Annotated in this window: 16 protein-coding genes and 1 tRNA gene; 12 read left to right on the forward strand and 5 right to left on the reverse strand. The window is 69.6% G+C overall.

Annotated elements, in window-relative coordinates; all coding sequences use genetic code 11:
* On the forward strand, positions 1 to 222 hold a 222-nt coding region (locus tag ACZ69I_RS31825; protein WP_470836041.1), incomplete at its 5' end, for a hypothetical protein.
* 114 nt (positions 223 to 336) lie between these two features.
* Here the strand turns inward: ACZ69I_RS31825 and ACZ69I_RS31830 are convergent.
* The 3 genes from ACZ69I_RS31830 to ACZ69I_RS31840 are packed head-to-tail and all read right to left on the reverse strand — an operon-like array spanning position 337 to position 2,809.
* A complete protein-coding gene (locus tag ACZ69I_RS31830; protein ID WP_470836043.1) occupies positions 337 to 1,128 on the reverse strand; it encodes an ABC transporter permease in 792 nt (263 codons plus the stop codon).
* Positions 1,125 to 2,096: an ATP-binding cassette domain-containing protein gene (locus tag ACZ69I_RS31835; protein ID WP_470836045.1), complete on the reverse strand. Its 972-nt coding sequence runs from the start codon at positions 2,094 to 2,096 to the stop codon at positions 1,125 to 1,127. The genes ACZ69I_RS31830 and ACZ69I_RS31835 overlap by 4 nt, the downstream gene beginning before the upstream one ends.
* A 41-nt stretch (positions 2,097 to 2,137) precedes the next feature.
* Complete coding sequence (locus tag ACZ69I_RS31840; protein WP_470836046.1) at positions 2,138 to 2,809, reverse strand: DUF4097 family beta strand repeat-containing protein; 672 nt, start codon at positions 2,807 to 2,809, stop codon at positions 2,138 to 2,140.
* A gap of 228 nt (positions 2,810 to 3,037) precedes the next feature.
* Here ACZ69I_RS31840 and ACZ69I_RS31845 point away from each other — a divergent pair, with 228 nt between their 5' ends.
* The 6 genes from ACZ69I_RS31845 to ACZ69I_RS31870 all read left to right on the forward strand — a co-directional run bounded on the left by ACZ69I_RS31845 (position 3,038) and on the right by ACZ69I_RS31870 (position 12,416).
* Positions 3,038 to 3,817 (forward strand): helix-turn-helix domain-containing protein, encoded by a 780-nt coding sequence (locus ACZ69I_RS31845; protein ID WP_470836047.1) that lies wholly within the window; start codon positions 3,038 to 3,040, stop codon positions 3,815 to 3,817.
* Between the two features lie 224 nt (positions 3,818 to 4,041).
* Positions 4,042 to 5,442, forward strand: coding sequence for an FG-GAP repeat domain-containing protein (locus ACZ69I_RS31850; protein ID WP_470836048.1), 1,401 nt, complete (start codon positions 4,042 to 4,044; stop codon positions 5,440 to 5,442).
* A gap of 313 nt (positions 5,443 to 5,755) precedes the next feature.
* Positions 5,756 to 7,282 (forward strand): FG-GAP and VCBS repeat-containing protein, encoded by a 1,527-nt coding sequence (locus ACZ69I_RS31855; protein ID WP_470836049.1) that lies wholly within the window; start codon positions 5,756 to 5,758, stop codon positions 7,280 to 7,282.
* Positions 7,283 to 7,668: 386 nt separating this feature from the next.
* Entirely contained in the window at positions 7,669 to 9,153 is a 1,485-nt protein-coding gene (locus ACZ69I_RS31860; protein ID WP_470836050.1) for an FG-GAP and VCBS repeat-containing protein, read from the forward strand.
* A gap of 531 nt (positions 9,154 to 9,684) precedes the next feature.
* Positions 9,685 to 11,214, forward strand: coding sequence for an FG-GAP-like repeat-containing protein (locus tag ACZ69I_RS31865; RefSeq protein ID WP_470836052.1), 1,530 nt, complete (start codon positions 9,685 to 9,687; stop codon positions 11,212 to 11,214).
* 158 nt (positions 11,215 to 11,372) lie between these two features.
* Entirely contained in the window at positions 11,373 to 12,416 is a 1,044-nt protein-coding gene (locus tag ACZ69I_RS31870; RefSeq protein ID WP_470836053.1) for a Yip1 family protein, read from the forward strand.
* Between the two features lie 120 nt (positions 12,417 to 12,536).
* Here ACZ69I_RS31870 and ACZ69I_RS31875 read toward each other — a convergent pair whose 3' ends face one another.
* Positions 12,537 to 13,034, reverse strand: a complete 498-nt coding sequence (locus tag ACZ69I_RS31875; RefSeq protein ID WP_467674421.1) for a phosphoribosyltransferase — start codon at positions 13,032 to 13,034, stop codon at positions 12,537 to 12,539.
* Positions 13,035 to 13,042: 8 nt separating this feature from the next.
* Positions 13,043 to 13,618 (reverse strand): dCTP deaminase, encoded by a 576-nt coding sequence (gene dcd, locus ACZ69I_RS31880; RefSeq protein WP_055565996.1) that lies wholly within the window; start codon positions 13,616 to 13,618, stop codon positions 13,043 to 13,045.
* 519 nt (positions 13,619 to 14,137) lie between these two features.
* Here dcd and ACZ69I_RS31885 point away from each other — a divergent pair.
* From ACZ69I_RS31885 to ACZ69I_RS31905, 5 genes are all read left to right on the forward strand, one after another.
* Positions 14,138 to 14,211 (forward strand) — tRNA-Gly (locus ACZ69I_RS31885).
* An 893-nt stretch (positions 14,212 to 15,104) separates the two neighbouring features.
* Positions 15,105 to 15,767, forward strand: coding sequence for a hypothetical protein (locus ACZ69I_RS31890; RefSeq protein ID WP_470836054.1), 663 nt, complete (start codon positions 15,105 to 15,107; stop codon positions 15,765 to 15,767).
* A gap of 209 nt (positions 15,768 to 15,976) precedes the next feature.
* Complete coding sequence (locus tag ACZ69I_RS31895) at positions 15,977 to 16,783, forward strand: hypothetical protein (protein ID WP_470836056.1); 807 nt, start codon at positions 15,977 to 15,979, stop codon at positions 16,781 to 16,783.
* Positions 16,784 to 16,847: 64 nt separating this feature from the next.
* On the forward strand, positions 16,848 to 17,159 hold the full coding sequence (locus tag ACZ69I_RS31900; RefSeq protein WP_467678883.1) for a hypothetical protein: 312 nt from the start codon (positions 16,848 to 16,850) through the stop codon (positions 17,157 to 17,159).
* 7 nt (positions 17,160 to 17,166) lie between these two features.
* Entirely contained in the window at positions 17,167 to 21,621 is a 4,455-nt protein-coding gene (locus ACZ69I_RS31905; protein WP_470836058.1) for an RHS repeat-associated core domain-containing protein, read from the forward strand.
* The last annotated feature ends 17 nt before the right edge of the window (positions 21,622 to 21,638 follow it).

Genomic DNA, 21,638 nt, shown 5'->3' on the forward strand with positions numbered 1-21,638 from the left:
CGCGTCGACGAAGCACTCAGCCTCAACCCCGACATCGTGTCGACGGCCTGCCCCTTCTGCCTCGTCATGCTCACCGACTCCGTCAACGGCAAGAAGAACGATGGCCAGGCCAAGGAAAGCCTCCAAGTCGTCGACGTCGCCCAACTCCTCCTCGACTCCGTGAAAACACCGGCCGAGGACGCCACCGGCGAGACGGAGCCCGAGACCGAGCCCGCCAAGTAGCCCTGGTGACCACGTAGTCCCGTACCACTACACGCCGATCAGGTACACGCCGATCAGGCCGGTTCCGCCCTCGGGCGGGACCGGCCTGTGGTGTCACCCCTGTACCCCTGGGCACTACTTCGGGTCGCGGTTGAACGTCGCGGTCGACCAGAAGTAACCGAGCACCGCAAGGCCGAGGCACCAGGCCACGGCCAGCCATCCGTTGTGGCCGATCTCGCTGCCGAGCAGCAGGCCGCGCAGGGTCTCGATGGCGGGCGTGAACGGCTGGTACTCGGCGATCGGCTGGAACCAGCCCGGCATCGCGTCGACGGGGGTGAAGGCGCTGGAGAGCAGGGGCAGCAGGATCAGCGGCATCGCGTTGTTGCCCGCCGCCTCGGCGTTCGGGCTGACCAGGCCCATGCCGACCGCGATCCAGGTGAGCGCGGTGGAGAAGAGCACGAGCAGTCCGAACGCGGCCAGCCACTCCAGTACGGAGGCGTCCGTGGACCGGAAGCCGATGGCCACGCCGATGGCGCCCACCAGGACCACGCTGGCGATCGACTGCAGCACGCTGCCGACGACGTGCCCGATGAGTACCGAAGGCCGGTGGATCGCCATCGTGCGGAACCGGGCGATGATGCCCTCGGTCATGTCGTTGGAGACGGAGACCGCGGTGCCGATCAGGGTGCTTCCGACGGTCATCAGGAGCAGGCCCGGGACGACGTACGCGATGTACGCGGAGCGGTCCGCGCCGCCGCCGCCGATCCCCGAACTCATCGCGTCGCCGAATATGTAGACGAAGAGCAGCAACAGCATGACCGGGGTGAGCAGCAGGTTCAGGGTGAGGGAGGGGTAGCGGCGGGCGTGCAGGAGGTTGCGGCGCAGCATGGTGGACGAGTCACGGACGGCGAGGGTGAGGGCGCTCATCGGACGTTCTCCTTCGACTGGTTGTGCTGCTGGGCGGGGAAGGGGGTGGCGGGGGCGGTGAGGGCGAAGAAGACGTCGTCGAGGTCGGGGGTGTGGACGGTGAGTTCGTCGGCCTCGATGGCGTGCGCGTCGAGTCGGTCGAGGATGGCGCGCAGGGCGCGTTGGCTGCCGTCGCTGGGGAGTTGGAGGGTGAGGGCTTCGTCGTCGCGGGTGGTGTCGGTGAGGGCGTGGGCGGCGGTGCGGTAGGTGTCGGGGTCGGTGAAGCGCAGTCGGACGTGGCCGCCGGGGATGAGGCGTTTGAGTTCTTCCGCGCTGCCCTGGGCGGCGATCTTTCCGTCGTTGAGGACGGCGATGCGATCGGCGAGTTCGTCGGCTTCTTCGAGGTACTGGGTGGTGAGGAAGACGGTGACGCCGTCGGCGACGAGGGAGCGGATGATCTGCCACATGGTGTGGCGGGAGCGGGGGTCCAGGCCGGTGGTGGGTTCGTCGAGGAAGATGATGCGAGGGTTGCCGACCAGGGTCATGGCGATGTCGAGTCGGCGCTTCATGCCGCCGGAGTAGGTGGAGGCGGGCTTCTTGGCGGCGTCGGTGAGGTCGAAGCGGGCCAGGAGGTCGGCGGCGACGCGGCGGCCCTCCGGTTTCGGCAGGTGGTGCAGGTCGGCCATGAGGAGCATGTTCTCCTCGCCGGTGATGAGGCCGTCGACGGCGGAGAACTGGCCGGTGACGCCGATGGTGGCGCGTACGGCCTGGGGGTCGGTGGCGAGGTCGTGGCCGCCGACGTGCAGGGCACCGGCGTCGGCGGTGACGAGGGTGGAGAGGATCTTCACTGCGGTGGTCTTGCCGGCGCCGTTCGGGCCGAGCAGGGAGAAGATCGTGCCCTGCGGGACCTCCAGGTCGATGCCGTCGAGGACGGTCTTCTCGCCGTAGGACTTCCGCAGCCCGTGCGCCGCGATGGCCAGGTCGGTCATGGTGGATCTGCTCCCTCTGGAGACGGTGGGCGGGGTGGCGGTCAGAGGCTGCGGGCGGTGATGTCGCCGTAGGCGGTGGTCGCGCGGATCGCCAGACCGGCGTCGGCGCCCTCGGTGTTGCTGAGCGCGTTGTGGACCCGGCCGTACGCGGTGCCCGCGTCGAGCGAGGCGGAGACTCCGCGGGCGGCGCCGACCGTGATCTCCCCGGCCTCGGTGCGCAGTTCGACCGCGCCGCGCACGGCCTCGGCGATGCGGATGTCGCCCTTCATGGTGCGGACGTCGGCGGGCCCGGTGAGGCGGCCGACCGCGATGTCACCGGCCATCACGTCGAGGTGGACGCTCGCGGCCTCGTCGAGCTTGACCGGGCCCTGCGCGCCCTCGTAGGTGACGTCGCCGAGCCGTCCGACGCCCCGGAGTTCACCGGCGGCGGCCTTCGCGTCGACGCGGGAACCGGCGGGCAGCTGGACGGTCACCTCGACGGAACCGGAGTGGCCGAGCATCCGGTTCTTGGGCGCGGCGGCCTCGACGCGCAGGACGCCGTCGGCGTACGCGACCGAGATCCGCTCGGCGGCCTTGACGTCCTTGCCGCTCGCGGCGTCGGCGGGCCGGACCTCGACGGCGGTGTCGGTGCGGTCGGCGGCGATGAGCTGGAGGCGGCCGGCGGGGATGTCGAGGAGGGCGGCGATCGGGGCGGGGGTGTCGAACTTCTGCATGGTGTGCTCCTTGGCTGTGTCGCTGTCGTTTCCGATGGACAAAAAGCTACGTTGCGTTCACGATTCCAGCAACGCTTTCGTTGCACTCAACTCGCATCACCGCAGCTCACAACCACTATTTCGTTGCAACGGCTATAAATCTAATGCAACATGCGAGCCTCGTTGCGTTGCAATGAATAGGAATCGAACGCTAGGCTGGAGCCACCGCAGACCACGAAGGAGACCGCGATGCCGGGAGGCAGACTCACCCAGCAGGAGCGCCAGCAGATCGCGCTGGGCCTGGCCGACGACCTCCCGTACGCGGAGATCGCCCGACGCCTGGACCGCCCCACCTCGACCATCACGCGCGAGGTGATGCGCAACGGCGGCCCCACCGGCTACCGCGCCGACCTGGCCCACCGCGCCACGGAACAGCGCGCCCACCGGCGCAGGCAGACCCCGTCGCGGGGTGCGCAGGCGCCTGCGGGGGCCGGCGAACGCGCCGGGCACGACGGGCACGACGACGAGGTGGTCCGGGAGTACGAGGAGAGGCTCGCCACGGTCTTCATGCAGTCGGGCCTGCCCAAGATGACCGCCCGCGTGCTGGTGGCCCTCTTCACCACCGAGGCGGGCAGCCTCACCGCGTCCGAACTCGTCCAGCGGCTCGGGATCAGCCCGGCGTCCGTCTCCAAGGCGGTCGCGTTCCTGGACGGTCAGGGACTCATCCGCCGCGAGCGCGACGAACGGCGGCGTGAGCGGTATGTCGTCGACAACGACGTCTGGTACCAGTCGATGATCGCCAGCGCCCGGGCGCACGACCGGCTGGTCGAGACGGCTCGGCAGGGCGTCGGCATCCTGGGACCCGGCACGCGGGCGGCCGCACGTCTCGAAGGCGTCGCCCGCTTCGTGGACTTCGTCTCGGAGGGCCTGGTACGCGCGGCGGAGCAGGCACGGGAGGTTCTTCACACGGAGCCGGAGTCGGAGCCGACGCATCCGGCAGAGTCGCCGGAGTCGCCCGAGCCACGGTGATCCGGGGGTCCCCCCAGGTCAGGCGACCGCCGCGAGGAGCTCGCACCACACGAGCCACACGAGCTTGCCCTGCGGGCCCCCGGTCGGCCCGGGGCCCGCAGGGTGGCGTGGGATCGGTGTGTCCCGTGATGCAAACGGGACCCCGCCCTCCTTATCCCGCACGGGGAACATGCGCATCATGGGCTGGTTGTTGTCGGGAGAGGCAGTCGGGGCGGGTGAGAGGCATGCGGAGTGCCGGGATACGGGGCGGAAGCCGCGGCGTACGGCGGCGCGTGGGTGCGGCGACGGCCACCGCCCTCGGTTGCGCGCTCGCTCTCGGCGGCTGCGGGGGCGGCCACGACGACGGTGACGGCGCCGAGCCGCACCGGCCCGTCAACACCGCCGCCAAAGGCCCCGCGCAGCGCCCCGTACCGGCGGGCAAGGGCAGCAGGGCCGACGACGACTTCAACGGTGACGGCGCCCGGGACCTCGTACTGGACGACCTGGTCCACCGCGGCCACGGCGACGACGCCGGTATCGGCATCGTCTACGGGGGCAAGGACGGCCTCGTCCCCGGCGCCCGGCAACTCCTGAGCGCGCACGCCAACGGCGCCCGTACGAAGGGTGAGTTGCCCGCCGCGTTCGAGTCCGAGGCCTCCTGCGACCTGGACGAGGACGGCTTCACCGATCTGCTCGTCTCGACCGACCCGCCGTACGACGGGCAGGGACAGCCCCCCGTACCGCTGCAGATCCTCTTCGGCTCGCCCAAGGGTCTGACGGGCAAGGCCGTGAAGCTGACGGTGCCCGCGCAGGCACGTTTCGGCAATGACTGGCCGGACCAGCCGGTGTGCGGGGACTTCGACGGGGACGGCGCGGACGACCTCGTCCTGCACGCGAGCGGGGCCCGACTGACGTACCTGCGCGGCCCGTTCAAGCGGAACGGCGCCCCGCGCGCCGCGGGCAAGCCCGTCACCGGTCCGGGGAACAACCTCGTGTCGGGCCGCGCCACGGATGTCGACGGCGACGGTTACGACGACGTCCTCGTCCGCAAGGCCGCGAACGCGTCGGGCGCCGCCGCCAGTGCCCTGGTCCTGGGCGGCCCGCAGGGGCCCGACGAGACCGGCGTGCTCTTCCCGGCGGGCAGGGACGTCGCGTTCGGCCGGTTCGGCAAGGGCACGGGCATGGACGCCGCCATCGCCTCGCCGACCGGTGTCGCGCTCCGTTACGAGGTGCCGGGCCCCCTGCGCGGCTCCCTGAAGGGCAAGGACGTGGTGGCCGACGCGGGTGACCTGGACGGGGACGGGCTGAGCGAGCTCGTCCTCAGCGGCGGGAGCGGAGGGAGCGGTGGCGGCGGCGGGAGCGGTGGCGGCTCGGGCGCCGTGCGGGTGTTCCGGGGGCGTACGGGTGGGCTCGGCGCCGAGCCCACGGCGAGCGTCACGCCAACCGCTCGGGGCACCACACAAGTCCTCAAGGTCGCGGACTTCGACGGGGACAAGCGGGCTGACCTGGTCGTACGGACGTATCGCGGGGACAGCCGGGACACGGTGGCCGTCTATCCCGGCGGGGAGGGGGGCGACTTGGTCGCGCGCAAGCCGCTACTGACGTTCTCCACGGAGGAGTTCCTGTCCTTGGGCGGGGCGTCTTGAGCGGGCGACTTGAGCGGGGCGTCCTTGAGCGGGGCGTCCTTGAGGGGGCGTGTTGAGCGGGGCGTCCTTGAGCGGGGCGTGACGACGTCTACGGCTTGACGCTTGGCGTCGTGACGGCCCGGGAGGCGACCCCCGGAGGGCGGGGGGAGGTTCCCCGTCACTCTCGGCGCACAACCCTTCGTACGCCCCACGAGTCACACCCCCCGGTAGCCAAGCCGTACCCAAAGGCTCACGCAGAGCCCGCGGTTGTCCGGTGTCGCCGAGGAAGGCGACCGCTTCGGCACACGAACCACCCGAACAGCTGGAGGCCCCCGTGCCCACCCACACCCGCAAGACCGCACACGCGTCGGCCCACGAGCCGGCGCACAAGACCGCCCGCACGACCGCGCGCAACAAGCTCCTCGCGGCAGGCGCCCTCTGCGCCGCCACCGCCCTCGGCGTCACCGGCCTGACCGCGGGCAACGCCGCCGCGGCCACCCCAGCGGCCGCCCACGCCCCCTCGAAGATCCGCGCCGACTACAACGGCGACGGCTACGTGGACCTCGCCGTCGGCGTGCCGGACGCGACCGTGAACGGCAAGGCCAAGGCCGGATACGTCAACGTCGTCTGGGGCGGCAAGTCGGGCCTCGGCAAGCACGGTTCGACCACCGTCAGCCAGGCCACGGCCGGCGTGCCCGGCACCCCGGAGGCGGGCGACGGGTTCGGCCACACTGTCGAGTCCAACGACATGAACGGCGACGGCTACAGCGACCTGGTCGTCGGCGCTCCCGACGAGGACACCGCCGTCGGCCTGAGCTCCGGCACCGTCGCGGTCGTGTGGGGCTCCGCGAGCGGCTTCAAGGGCGGTTTCACCGCCGCCAACGGTGACATCGACAGTGCCACTTACGGCTCGTTGCTCGCCACCGGCGACTTCGACAAGGACGGCGACATCGACATCGCCTTCAACGCCCACTTCGACGAGAGCAGTTCGGTCGTCGTGCGGCCCGGCCCCTTCACCGAGGGCTCGCCCTCCGAGGTCTCCCGGGTCACGGGCTGGCACTTCGCGGGCGCGTCCGCCCTGGCCTCCGGTGACTTCGACAACGACGGCGGCGATGACCTGGCGATCTCGTACCACGGCCAGGAGATCAGCGGTACGACCGTGCACAGCCGTGGCTCGGACGGCACCTGGAAGGAGACGTGGTCGACCGCCGACAGCAGCGACACCGCGCTCGCCACCGGTGACTTCGACGGGGACGGCAGCACGGACCTCGCCGTCGGCAACATGCGGCCCAACCCCGAGGCCGAGGGCACCTATTGCGAGGACATCCTCGGTGGTGCGATAGCCGTCGTCTACGGCAAGAGCGACGGCACCCTCGGCGACGGCGGCGCCTCCTGCACCGCCCAGAGCAACCCGGGGGTCGGCGGCGTCGCCGAGGCGGGCGACAACTTCGGCGCGCGCCTCGCGGCGGCCGACCTCGACGGGAACGGCACGGACGAGCTGATCACCGGTGCCGACACCGAGGCCGTCGGCACCGCCAAGAACGCGGGCGGCTACTGGGTCCTCGCCTCGTCCGGCATCGGCCAGGACTTCTCGGGCCCCGCCTACACCCAGAACTCCGACGGCGTGGCGGGCACGGCGGAGGCGGGCGACCGCTTCGGCGCGGCCGTCGCGGCCGGTGACTACAACGGTGACGGTCGCGCGGACTTCGCGGTGGGCACGCCCGGTGAGGACGGCTCGAAGGGCGGCGTCTGGTACGCCGAGTCCCCGAAGACCGGCCCGAAGCCGCCGGTCACGTCCGTGACGCCGGGCAAGCTGGGGCTCTCGGGTGCGCGGGGCTACGGGGCCGTTCTTTCGCGGTAGTCGGGCTCGGTCACCGTTCGGGGCGCCGTCGTCAGGTGCGGCGCCCCCACGTCATGGTGGACGGTCCTGTCACCGGCTCCGCCGAGTTCGTCCTCAAACTCCGGACAGGCTGAATCCCCGCACCGTCCGAACACCGGCTCCGCCGAGTTCGTCCTCAAACTCCGGACGGCCTGAATCACCGCACCGTCCGATCACCAGCTCCGCCGAGTTCGTCCTCAAACGCCGGACAGGCTGAATCACCCGGGCTGACTCGCCACGCCCAACTCCCCCTCCCCATACAACCCTTGCCCCACCCCAGCGGTCTCCCCTTCGCCGACCAGCGCGTGACGCCAGGGCCAACTCCCGGCGAACGCGCCTCACCGCACCGCACTCCGCAGGAGACCCGCATGCTCAAGCACCAGCGCACCTCCACCGCCCGGTCCAGACGCGGCCGCCTCGTCGCGACGACGGTCGTGGCCGCTGCCCTCACTGGCGGGCTGCTCTCCGTCACCGCAGCCACCTCGTCGGCCGCGCCCGCCGACCCGCTGCCGTCGCACGAGGCGGACTTCAACGGCGACGGCGTCGCCGACCTCGCCACCTCCGCCCCCGGCGCCAACGTCGCGGGCAAGGACTCGGCAGGCCAGGTCGCCGTCACGTACGGCGGTCCCACCCTGCGCCACAAGACCTTCAGCCAGAACAGCGCGGGCGTCCCCGGCTCCGCGGAGACGGGCGACGGCTTCGGCGCCGACACCGCGTACGGCGACTTCGACCGCGACGGCTTCGACGACCTCGCGGTCGGCGCGCCCGGCGAGGACGTCGGCAGCGACAAGGACGGCGGCACCGTTCAGGTCCTGTGGGGCTCCGCGAACGGCCTGAGCGGCGGCACGACCGTCAAGGACCCCCGCCCGAGCGGCCACGACTACTTCGGCTCGCCCATCGAAGCCGGTGACTTCGACGGCGACGGCACCACCGACCTCGCCATCGGCGCCCGCTCCGGCGCGAGCACCATCGACGTCCTCAACGGCAAGATCTCCCGCACCAGGGGCACCGGCAGCAGCCACTACACGATCAAGCCCGCCATCCTGAGCGGCGAGGGCGCGGGCCCCTTCAACCTGCACTCCGGCGACGTGAACGGCGACGGCAGGGAAGACCTCATCGTCGACGGCTTCTCCACGGCCGACGAGTACAACGCCAACCTCTGGGTGCCCGGCACCGCCGACGGCCTCAAGACCTCCCGCCAGCAGCGGCTGCCCGGCGGCACCATCACCGACGTCGGCGACACCGACGGCGACGGATTCGGCGACATCGTCATCGGCCTCAGCTGGGACGACGGCATCGCGGGCGCCAACAAGGGCGGCTCGGTGTACGTCGTGCACGGCGCCGCCACCGGTCCGTACGGCAGCACGCAGATCTTCACGCAGGACAGCGCGGGCGTGCCGGGCAGCGGCGAGAAGGGCGACTCGTTCGGCACCGACCTCGACCTCGGCGACATCAACGGCGACGGCCACCTCGACCTGGTCGTGGGCTCCGCGGGGGAGAACCTCGACGGCGTCGTGGACGCGGGCGCGGTCACCGTCATCTACGGCGCGGCGGACGGCTCGGGCCTGTCCACGCGCGGCGCGGTCCTCCTCGACCAGAACACGCTGGGCGTCCCCAACTCCAACGAGACGAACGACTTCTTCGGCGCGGACGTCCACGTGGACGACCTGAACGGCGACGGGCGGGGCGACGTCACGGTCGGCGCGTTCGGCGAGAACGGCGCGAACGGGGCCTTCTACCCGCTGACCAGCAAGGCGGACGGCACGTTCGCCGGCCCGGCGGGCGTCTACACGTCGACGGTCGGCATCTCGTCGGCGGGCACGGCCCGCCTGGGCGTGAACTTCGCGGACTGATCCGTACGGGTTGATCCGTACGGGCCGACGCGGACGGACTGACGCGGACGGACTGATCCGTACGGCCGATGCGGACGGGCCGACCCGGACGGACTGATCCGTACGGCCGATGCGGACGGGCCGACCCGGACGGACTGTTCCGTACGGCCGATGCGGACGGGCCGACCCGGACATGTCGCACGCGAAGGGACTGCCCAGGGCGGACTGCCCGGACGGGATGATCCGAGCGGGATGACTCGAGCGGGATGACTCGGACGGACTGTCAGGACGGGATGACCCGGACGGGCGCCCCGGGCGGACTGCCCTGGCGGACTGCCCCCCGGACGGACTGACCCGACGGACCGCCCCGGACAGGCTGACCCGGACGGCCTGCCCCGGAGCGACTTCGCGGGCCAAGCCAGCCCACGCCGTCCGCATCTCGCAGCTGTCAGCTCACAGCCCGCAGCTCACAGCCCACCCAACCACCCACCACCCGGGCCCCGCACCCCACCGATGCGGGGCCCGGCCCACCCCACCCCCCCCGGAGCCCCCATGCACCCCCGCCCCCATCACCACCCCCGCCCCCTCACTCGCCCCCACACCCTCGCCCTGGCCGCCGCCACCGCCCTGGCCGCGACCGGCCTCGCCCTCCCCCTCACCGCCACCACGGCCTCCGCCACACCGGCGGCCCCCGCCGCCCCCGCCCCCGCCCACGCGAAGAGCGACTTCAACGGCGACGGATACGCCGACCTCGCCGTCGGCGTCCCCAGCGGCACCGTCAACGGCAAGGCCAAGGCCGGATACGTGAGCGTCGTCTTCGGCGGCGAGCACGGGCCGGACCCGCACGACGTGCGCCGCATCACGCAGGCCACCGTCGAGGTGCCCGGCACCCCGGAGTCCGGCGACCGGTTCGGTGGCGCGGTCACCACCGCGTACATCGACCACGACAAGTACGCCGACCTCGTCATCGGCGCCCCGGGCGAGGACATCGACGACAAGAAGGACGCGGGCTCCGTCACCGTGCTCTACGGCACCGGCGACGGCTTCGCGCAGGCCAACACGGCCGCCCGCGGCGAGAAGACCTCCGACGCCTACGGCAACGCCCTGACCGCCGCCGACTTCACCGGCGACACGGACGTCGACCTCGCGATCGGCGGCAAGGACCAGGTCGTCGCCAACTTCAACCCGTACACCGCCGACACCAGCCCCCTCATGGGCCGCCGCATGGGCGGCCGCGCCCCCGTGATGACGACCGGCGACTTCGACTCCGACGGCCACCCCGAACTCGCCGTCGCCTACTACACGCAGAACCAGCCCAACACTCAGTCACACGTCCAGCTCTACCGCTACGACCGGAACGACGAGTTCGAAGGCGACTTCGGTCTGACCTGGAGCAGCAACAACAGCGCCGCGAACGCGCTGGCCGCGGGCGACTTCAACGGCGACGGCCACGACGACCTGGCCCTCGGCAACTGCCGCGAGATCGCCGACGAGAACATCGACGACCCCTGCGGCCCCGAGGAGATCGCCAAGGGAGGCGGCATCCACATCCACTACGGGGACGGCGGCGGCCTCGTGTGGGAGGGCCAGACCCTCAACCAGGACACCCCGGGCGTGCCGGGCGTCGCCGAAACGGGTGACGACTTCGGCAACGCGCTCGCCGCCGCGGACATCGACGGCGACGGCAAGGACGACCTGATCGCGGGCGCCCCCGGCGAGGCCATCGGCAGCGCCGCACGCGCAGGCGCCGTCACCGTCCTGAAGGGCGGCGCGAAGGGCATCCTGAACGCGGACGGCTCGGCGGCGGGCGCGGTCGCGTACCAGCAGAACACCCCGGGCGTCCCGGGCGCCGCCGAGGCGGGCGACCTCTTCGGCGCGGCCCTCGCCCTCGGGGATCACAACGGCGACGGCGTCCCGGACCTGTCCGCCGCCGCACCCGGCGAGGACTCCGCCGCGGGCGGTGTCTGGGACCTGCCCGGGGCCACGACGGGCGGCACCCCGGTCACCGCCGTCACCCCCAAGTCCCTCGGCCTGCCCGCCTCTTCCGACCCGGAGGCATACGGAGCGGTGCTCGGCCACTAGCGTCACCGGGACCCTGGGGCAACCCCTCAGGGCCCCCTCGGGGAACCCCTCGGGGAACCCCTCCGGGACCCCCTAAGGGTTGTCACAGGTCAGCGGCAAAGCCGGTCTCCTCCCGAGGAGGGACGACCCGAGCCCTTCAGACCAGGTACGTTCGATTCGTGGCTGGATTCAGGATCGGACGCGGCCGGGACAACCGCGCCCCGCGACCGCAACAACAACCGCGGCAGCAGCCGTACGGACAGCAGGCCCCGCAAGGCAGGCAGCAGGCCCCCCAGGGCAGGCCGCAGGCGCCGCAGGGCACGCAACAGCCGTACGGCTACCCACCCGCGCCGTCGAACTCGCAGCAGTACGGCGGGGGCGGCCCGCAGTACGGCGGGAACGGCCCGCAGTACGGCGGAGGCGGTGCCCCCGGCGGCGCCCCGCACGGCGGCCGGCCGTACGGCGGTGGCGGCTCCGGCGGCCAGCAGTGGCCCCAGGCGGGCGGCAACCACGGTGAGCCGGAGTACTTCGGTGGCCCCGACGCCCACGGCCAGGACCCGGGCGGGTACGACCCGTACGCGGCCAACAACCCGGGGCACACCCAGGCCTTCTCCATCGGCGAGGACCCCTACACCCAGGGCGACACCTACCGCGCGGGCCAGGCGACCGCCCCGCCCGTCGGCCCCCGCCTGCACTGGAAGGACCTGCTGCGCGGCATCGTGCTGCGCCCGGGCCCGACCTTCCTGCAGATGCGGGACTACGCGATGTGGGCCCCGGCCCTCATCGTCACGTTCCTCTACGGCGCGCTCGCGATCTTCGGCTTCGAGGACGCCCGCCAGGACGCGATCAACGCCACGCTGTCCTCGGCCGTCCCCTACGTACTGACCACCGGCGTCGCGATCACCATCAGCGCGTTCATCCTGGGCGTGGTCACGCACACCCTCGCCCGCCAGCTCGGCGGCAACGGCGCCTGGCAGCCGACGGTCGGCCTCTCGATGCTGATCATGTCGCTCACGGACGCGCCGCGCGTGGTCGTCGCGATGTTCCTCGGCGGCGGCCAGCCCTTCGTCCAGCTGCTCGGCTGGCTGACCTGGCTCGCGGCGGGCGCGCTGCTCACGACGATGGTCGCCAAGTCCCACGACCTGCCCTGGCCGAAGGCGCTGGGCGCGTCGACGATCCAGCTCCTGGCGATCCTGTCGATCATCAAGCTGGGCACGTTCTAGCACGCACGTACGCCATAAGCCGTACGCCGTGCGCCGTACGCGAACGAACAAGGGCCCGGGGACGACCAGTCCCCGGGCCCTTGCACACGTAGACCTGCTACTCAGGCGTCCACCTACTTCTCAGGCGTCGAGAACCTGACCCTGACGCTTCACGACGGGCGGCTCCACGCTCCACGGGAAGTTGATCCACTCGTCGGTGCGCTTCCACACGTACTCGCACTTCACGAGGGAGTGCGACTTCTCGTAGATGACGGCGGACCGCACCTCGGCGACGTGGTCGAGGCAGAAGTCGTGCACCAGCTTCAGCGTCTTGCCGGTGTCGGCGACGTCGTCGGCGATGAGCACCTTCTTGTCGGTGAAGTCGATGACGTTGGGAACAGGCGCGAGCATCACGGGCATCTCGAGCGTCGTCCCCACGCCCGTGTAGAACTCCACGTTCACCAGGTGGATGTTCTTGCAGTCGAGCGCGTACGCGAGTCCGCCCGCGACGAAGACGCCACCGCGGGCGATGGAGATGATCACGTCGGGCTGGTACCCGTCGTCGGCGATCGTCTGCGCGAGCTCGCGCACAGCGCCGCCGAACTTCTCGTACGTAAGGTTCTCGCGCACGTCACTCATACCGCTGCTCACACCTGTGTCCGATGAAAATTGAGGAAGGAACGGGAGGCGGTCGGCCCGCGCTGCCCCTGGTAACGCGACCCATACCGCTCGGACCCGTAAGGGGCCTCGGCGGGCGAGGTGAGCCGGAACATGCACAGCTGCCCGATCTTCATCCCGGGCCAGAGCTTGATCGGCAGAGTCGCCAGATTCGAGAGCTCAAGGGTCACGTGCCCGCTGAAGCCGGGGTCGATGAACCCGGCGGTGGAGTGCGTGACGAGCCCGAGGCGCCCGAGGCTGGACTTCCCTTCGAGCCGGCTCGCGAGGTCGTCCGGCAGGCTGATGACCTCGTACGTGGACGCCAGCACGAACTCACCCGGGTGCAGGATGAACGGCTCGTCGCCCTCGGGCTCCACGAGCCGCGTCAGATCGGCCTGCTCGACGGAGGGGTCGATGTGGGGGTAGCGGTGATTCTCGAACACCCGGAAGTAGCGGTCCAGCCGCACGTCGATGCTCGAGGGCTGCACCATGGATTCGTCGTACGGGTCGATCCGCACCCGTCCGGAGTCGATCTCGGCCCGGATGTCCTTGTCTGAGAGAAGCACGCCCCGAGGATACGCAGAGCGCGCGGGCCCGCCCCAATCGGACGGGACCCGCGCGCCTCTGGTCGCGGTTACCGCTTCGCCAGGGACACCGGCACGGCGTGCCGGAGCCGGGCACAGCGCGGACAGCGGATGAGCCGACCGGGACCGAGCCGGTCCGCCTGCTGCATCGGGAACGAAGTGGTGCTGAACACGTGCCCTTCGGCACATCGGACGACGGTGCGCTCCATCAAGTCCTCGGGTCCCTTCCCCAGTCGTAGGTGAGCTCGTACGTACCCGTACTCACTCGTCTCTCGCTCGCCTCCGAGCCGACGACGAAAGCCCACATTACGGTATGAAAGGGACGCCTCTCCAGGCGGCGCGACCACAATCCACGGTACGCCCCAACTCCCTCCCGACGCACGGCGCATCCACCCCCCGGACAGCGCTCGGGCCCCGCGGCGAGAGCGCGCGGGGCCCATGACGAAGTCACGATGAGGTAGAGTGTGCGACGTTACGACACCGCTTCTGGCGGCGTCTTTCGCGGGTGTAGTTTAGTGGTAGAACATCAGCTTCCCAAGCTGAGAGTGCGAGTTCGATTCTCGTCACCCGCTCCAGTCTTTAGCCCCAGGTCATCGGCCTGGGGCTTGTTTGTTGTCTAGACCCATTAGAGGGTGGCGTGCCCTCCACGTGCCCCAAGCCGCACGAACCGGCACGCCATCGAGGTGCGGCGGGCTTCAGTAGCGCACGCCCCGACAATCCATCTCGAATCACGAGACGCCTTTTATATGACCTGGACCACTTCAACGGGTGCCGCCTCCAAGTCGCTTACGCAAACCGGCAGTTCACCCACGACCCGAACGCGGTCGTGGGTGAGTCACCTCATGTCAGGTGACGACAACAAGCAGGCGGCTCGCGCCCTGGCCGAGCAGGCTGGCCAGGTGGGTCGGGTCCTGGAGTCCGACGGTGGCTTATGGAAGACGCTGCGTCGGCTCACCAGAGGTCGAGTGGGGCGAACACCCGATATCGGAGTGATCCCACACTTGAGCACACCGTGGCAGGACACCGCCTCCAGCCCATGGGAGCGACCAGGCTGGCGACACGGGCGGCGAACCTGCGGGGCGACTTCGCCTTCGCCGTTGACTCCGAGGCCACCCTCATCGTAGAGCCGCCTCACTGCGGCAGATATCCCCACGGAACGCTCGCACTCCGCTGCACCTCACCCCGTTGAGGTGGACAGCCTGCCCCTGCATCCCACGTTCCACCGACTCCGTGTCGCCGTGATGGGCCAGGGTCATGTCAGGATCCTGCTCGCGGTGACGCACAGAGGACTCGGCGGTCGCTTCAGATCGTGTCCGTGCCGTAGCCCGCCAGCGCCATGTTTGCACCCATCATCAACCGGTGCGCCCCGATACGTCTCGGCCAAAGTCCGCCCCGCTCTCTTTGTCACCAAGCGCTCACAGATAGCGTTGCTTCGCTCGGGTTAACCCTCACCTCACCGGAGACAACTGTGAACCGCTCGACCCGGCTCGCGGCGGCCGCGCTCACGGCTTCCGCGGCTCTGCTGCTGAGCGCCTGCGGCGGCTCGGACGACAAGAACGACAGCAACAAGATCGCCGGGGCAGATACAGGTCAGACGAAGTCGGCGTCACCGTCGTCCTCTGCAACGGCGGACGGCATCGACCGACCGGAGATCAAGCTGCCGCCGGACATGAAGAACGTCTTCGACGGCCGGGAAACCGGGGATGCGGTGAAGGACGCGATCCTGGCGGACAACGAGCGGCGCATCAGTGCGGTGGACGAGGCTCTGGCGACCGGGGACCTGAAGCACTCTGCAGTTGCCTTCTATACGACGGACCAGGCGCTGGTCGGGCTCTACAAGTACACCAAGCGCAACATCGACGAAGACGTCAGCTGGACCGGCACCGCACGCTACTTCAACCGGCGCGTGACGGTCTTCGACAAGACCTCGGCCGCGGTGACGTACTGCGTCGACGAGAGCAGGACGAACCTGAAGAACCGCAAGTCGAACAAGGTCATCAAGAGCGACACCCCGCCGGACAGCCCTGACAACTACGTCTTCTACAACACCGGCGTGAAGAAGAACAAAGACGGCGTCTGGCAGACCCGGAGCCTCAACGAGGACCGGGGGTCGCAGAAGTGTCAGCCGTGACGCGGGGCAGAGCCATTGCGGCGCTCACCGTCACAGCGTGCCTGCTCGGCACACCTGTGGCCCTTGCGGCAGGCCGGGGCGGTGCTGGCTCCCAGGAGACAGAGACATCAGGTGACTCGTCTGGGCAGGAACTGCTGTCCAGGGTCGCTTTCAAGATGCAAGGCGCCCCTTCCCAGGTCCGGCATTCCGGCTCCCTGACCCCCACGGCTGTGGGCTGGAAGGCTCCGGCGTGCTGGTATGAGCCCTACTGGAAGGCCAAGGACTTCAAGACCTTCACGGAGGCGAAGTGGTCGATGCACAAGTCCGCGGGAGGTGACCCCAAGGACCTCGCGGACGCCAAGGCGCGCTACAAGGGCGGGCACCCCTACAAGAACTTCAACGCCGGCAAGAACGGCAAGGGCATGTGGTGGGTCGCTGTCGAGAACCCCGACATGAGGGACGACCCAGCCGCGGGTGCCTGTACTCGTCCTCCGTTCTGGGTGGACAAGGGCAAGGTCCCGAAGGTTCCGCAGGCCATCGATCCCAAGACCCTGGCGGCGCTGGCTTACCAGCAGACCAGGGTGCCCGACACCAAGGTCGAGCTGAAGCCCGAGGCCAAGTCGACGGTGAACCTGCCCACGTGGGTGTGGCTGGACAAGGGCACGTTCAAGGAGGTCAAGGTACGGGCCGAGCTGCCCGGCACCGGCCTGTTCGCGGAAACCACCGCCAAGCCGGTCAGCCTCCACCTGGAACCGGGCACCGAGGACGCGCAGACATACCCGACGTCTGGCGAGTGCACCTTCAACAAGGACGGCTCCATCGGCACCCCGTACACCAAGGGCAGCTCGAAGCAGGACCCGCCGTGCGGCATCACTTATCTGCGCGCCTCGGACGGCCAGCCCAACCAGCTCACGGCATCGGTGACCTGGGAGATCTCCTGGCGCGGCACGGGCGATGCACATGGGCCCCTGCCCGACGGCACGTTTGAGACGACCCAGGACATGAACGTCCAGGAAGTCCAGTCGATCAACCGCTGACCGAGGCCGTCGGCCGGTCGGTGCACCACACGCAGAACCATCTCGACCCACGGGGGCGGGCAGCATGTCGGACCTGAAGAAGGACGCGGAATCCCTGCACAAGGCGGCCTCCGCACTGGGCAAAGTGGATCACCACACCACCAAGCCCCTGCATGACTTCAAGGCCGCCTCACACGACATGTCCGCCTTCGGCGTGCTGGGATCGCTGATGAGCGCCAAGGACGACATCCAGGACGGCATGGACACCATCGCCAAGCTCACCAAGAACCTCCACAAGGAGTGGGAGGACGAGGCGAAGTTCCTGGGTGACGTCTCCGACGCCTTCGACCTGCTGGACATCCTGCTGAGCGCAGCGGCCCGCGCCAAGAAGGGCTGAGCCGTCCATGGGCTTCGACATCCCCGGCATCGATGCCGGCGACCTCAACCCGCTGAAATGGATCAACAAGGCCAACCACGCCTTCGGCGACACCCTCGCCAGCAATCTGGAGTTCCTCGGCATCACCGACCCGGCTGTCGACCCCGACGGCATCCGGGAGATAGCCAAGCAGTGGCGGGCCCTGGCCAAGGGGCTTGACGCCGCAGCTCAGGCCGCCGAGACGGCGCTCACGGACCTGGAGTGGGAGGGCGAAGCCGCCAAAGCCCTCCACAAGCGGGCCAAAACCGCCCGCACGCAGGCCACCAACATGGCTGACTCGCTACGCGACGGCGCCAAGGCGCTGGACGACTTCGCCGACGAGGCACACGAGTTGCTCTCCGAGATCGGTGTGATCCTCGCCGAGATCGCTGAGTTCGAGATCGCGAGCCTGGGCCTGTCGGTGCTGACCGGCGGCCTGTCCGTGATCGCCGGGAACCTCGCGGCCGGTGCACGGGCCGCGAAGGTAGTGGCGCTGATCGCCCGGATCGAGAAGTCCGGTACCCGCATGGCCTCGGTCATCCGCACCGTCATGGAGGCGATCCGCGGCCTGGAGCGGGCGCTGAAGGCCCTCGGCGAGATCAAGACGATCGCGAAGGCCGGAAAGCTCGCGGGCGAGGGTATGTCGTTCGCCGCCTTCGACGCTGCCCTGCAGGATCCGGGGACCTTCAAGGACCCGGGCAAACTGGCGGAGACCCTGGCGACGGGGGCAGCGCTCGGTGTTGGTGTCGGCGGTCTGGGCAAGCTTCTCGGCAAGGGCCTGGGCAAGCTCAAGCCCAGCGAACTCGCCAAGCTCAGCAAGGCGTTGGGAGCCGACGGCTCGGGTCTGTCCCGGCTCAAGCTGCGTCCCGCGGAGTGGGAGAAACTGCCCGCCTCCATCCGGGCAATGCTCAAGAAGTGCGACCGTGACCCGATCGACGTGGCCACCGGCGACATGCTGCTGCCGCAGACCGACGTCGCACTGCCCGGCACCCTGCCCCTGGTATTGGGGCGCACCCATGTCTCCTCGTACCGCTGGGGCGGCTGGTTCGGCCCCTCCTGGGCCTCCACCCTCGACCAGCGTCTCCAAGCCGACGCCAGCGGCTTCATCTACGCCGCCCCCGACGGGGCCCGGCTGATCTACCCGCCACTCGCCTCCGAGGCCGCCGACCCCGTCTACCCGGAGGGCGGCTCGCGCCTCTCGCTCGCCTGGGACACCGAAATCGACGGCGCCTTGCGCATCACCGATCCGGGCACCGGGCACTCGTACGTCTTCCACTCTCCGCTTCCCGCCGACGACGGCCAGGCCGTCGACCTGCCGTTGCACACCATCGTGGACCGCAACGACCAACGCATCGCCCTCCACTACGCGGACGACGGTTTCCCCACCGAGGTCTCCCATTCCGGCGGATACCGCATCGCCCTCGACCACCACCCCCACCTGCCCCGCATAGCGAGCCTTCGGCTCCTCGACCCGGCGCAGCCGGAGGGGAACGGGACGCTCCTCGTCTCCTACGGCTACAACGAGGATGGGCACCTCACCGAGGTCACCAATTCCTCGGGGCTGCCCTTGCGGTTCACGTACGACGACGTAGGGCGCATCACCTCGTGGACCGACCGCAACGGCACGGTCTACCAATACACCTACGACGAGTCGGGGCGCGTGGTTCATACCGCGGGCAGCGACGGCTTCCTGTCCGGCACCCTCGCCTACGACGACGAGACGGGCACGACGCGCGTCACCAACGGCCTTGGCCATACAATCCGCTACGAGCACAATGGGGCATACCGCCTCATCCGGCAGACCGATCCCCTCGGGCACGCAACCCGCCAGGAGTGGGATGCCGATCACCGGCTCATCGCGGTCACTGATCCGCTCGACCGCACCACGCGTTTCATTCACGACGAACACGGCCGGGTGGCGTCCGCCGTACGGCCGGACGGCCTGACGGCTGACGCGGAATACAACGAACTCGGCTTGCCCATAACGGTCACCGAGCCGGACGGCAGCGTATGGCGGCAGGAGTTCGACGACCGGGGCAACCGGGTCGCTGTCACGGATCCGGCCGGGGCCACGACGCGCTTCGGCTACAACAAGGCGGGCCATCTCGTCGCCGTCACCAATGCGTTGGACCACACCATCCGCGTCCGCTGCGATGCGGCGGGCCTGCCTGTCGAAGTCACCGACCCCCTCGACGCTGTCACCTCGTATCAACGTGACGCCTTCGGCAACCCCGTCACCGTCACTGATCCGCTGGGGCACGTGACCCGCCTTGAATGGACGGCGGAGGGCAAGCTCGCCCGCCGTACGTACGCGGACGGTTCCAGCGAGCGCTGGGTGTACGACGGCGAAGGCAACTGCACGCGTCACACCGACCCGACGGGAGCGGTCACTCGGTTCGAGTACACCCACTTCGACCAGCTCGCCGCACGCACCGGTCCCGACGGTGTCCGGTACGAGTTCACGCACGACGCGGAGTTGCGCCTCACCGGCGTCACCAATTCCCAGGGATCGACGTGGGCCTACGTCTTCGACCCGGCAGGCCGCCTGGTTTCCGAGACAGACTTCGATGGCCGCACCCTCGCCTACACCCACGACGCAGCTGGCCAACTCGTCAACCGCACCACCGCCACCGGGCAGCAGATTCGCTTCGAGCGCGATCTCCTGGGCCGTACGGTGACGAAGGACGCCGCGGGTTCCGTCACCACATACGTCTATGACGAGGCAGGCCGTCTGACCCGGGCTGTGACCGGCGACGCCGAACTGAGCCGCTGCTACGACACCGCCGGACGCCTGCTCTCCGAGACGGTCAACGACCGCACCACGACGTACTCCTATGACCTGCTGGGACGCCGTACGGAACGCACCACCCCGACCGGTGCGACCACCGCTTACGCCTACAACGCAGCTGGGCACCGGACGCAGCTGACCACCTCCGGCCACACCCTGACGTTCGACCACGACCAGGCAGGCCGTGAGCTGTCCCGCAGCCTCGGCGAGACCGTCACGCTCGCCAGCGTCTTCGATCCCGTCGGCCGCCTTACGAACCAGACAGTGACGGGACCGGCTCCGCACGGCGTAATCCAGCAGCGGGACTACACCTACCGCGCGGACGGCGCCCTTGTCGGCGTCAACGACCGTCTCAACGGTTACCGCCACTTCGATCTGGACGCCGCGGGAAGGGTTACCGCAGTCCGCGCAGATCAGTGGTCCGAGACCTACGCCTACGACGACGCAGGCAACCAGACCAAGGCTGCCTGGCCCACCGAGCAACCCGGCCAGGAAGCCACCGGCACCCGCTCATACTCCGGTAGCCGCATCATCCGGGCCGGCCAGGTTCGCTACGAACACGACGACGCCGGACGCATCACCCTGCGTCAGAAACCTCGCCTGTCCCGCAAGCCGGATACCTGGCGCTACACCTGGGATGCCGAAGACCGTCTCACCCAGGTCGTCACTCCCGACGGCACCATCTGGCGCTACCTCTACGACCCGGCCGGTCGTCGCATCGCCAAGCAACGACTCGCGTCCGATGGCCACACAGTCACCGAACAGACCGACTTCACCTGGGACGGCACCACACTCGCCGAGCAATCCAGCCGTGCCCTCGCCTGTGCCGAGACCGTCACCCTCACCTGGACCCACGACGGCCTGCGCCCCCTCACTCAGGCCGAACACAAGTACCTCGACGATTCCGAGGTCGACGAGCGCTTCTACGCCATCGTGACTGACCTCGTCGGCACACCCACCGAACTCCTCGACGAACACGGGGACATCGTCTGGCGTGCGCGAACCACGCTCTGGGGCACCACGACCTGGAATCGTGCTGCCACTGCCCATACCCCGCTCCGTTTCCCCGGCCAGTACCACGACCCGGAAACCGGTCTCAACTACAACTACTTCCGCCACTACGATCCTGAAACCGCCCGATACCTCACCCCGGACCCGCTCGGCCTGGCCCCCGCCCCGAACCCCGTCGCCTATGTTCAAAACCCGCACACCTGGGCCGACCCGCTGGGGCTCGCACCATGCACACCGGGCGAAGGCGGCACCGAAGTCGACCCTCGCAAACTCGACTATCTCTTCAACAAGAACATCAAGCCGGACTCGCACAACTCACCCAGGGCACTGCAAAACGAACTGCAGCTAGGACGCATCGGCATCAACGACACCGCAGAGATGCGGCAGTACGTGACCGAGCATCTGACCGGCGCATCGAAGCAACCGTTCGAGAGGACCTTCACGAAGGAGTGGAACGGCGGAAGCGGTGAATTCGGTGTGACGAATTCCGTCGTCCACGGCCCACGAGGTGCACTCGGCGTCGAGAGCACCTGGGAACTACGGTCTGACGGTACGCGAAGGCTGTCCACCGTCATCTTCCGAGGCAGCGGGCCCGGCGTGAGTATCGTCAAGAGCTCCGACAAATGGCCGCCCTACAACCACTAGCCGTACGAGGCCGGAGA

It is taken from the genome of Streptomyces sp. NPDC036815 (genome assembly GCF_055609205.1).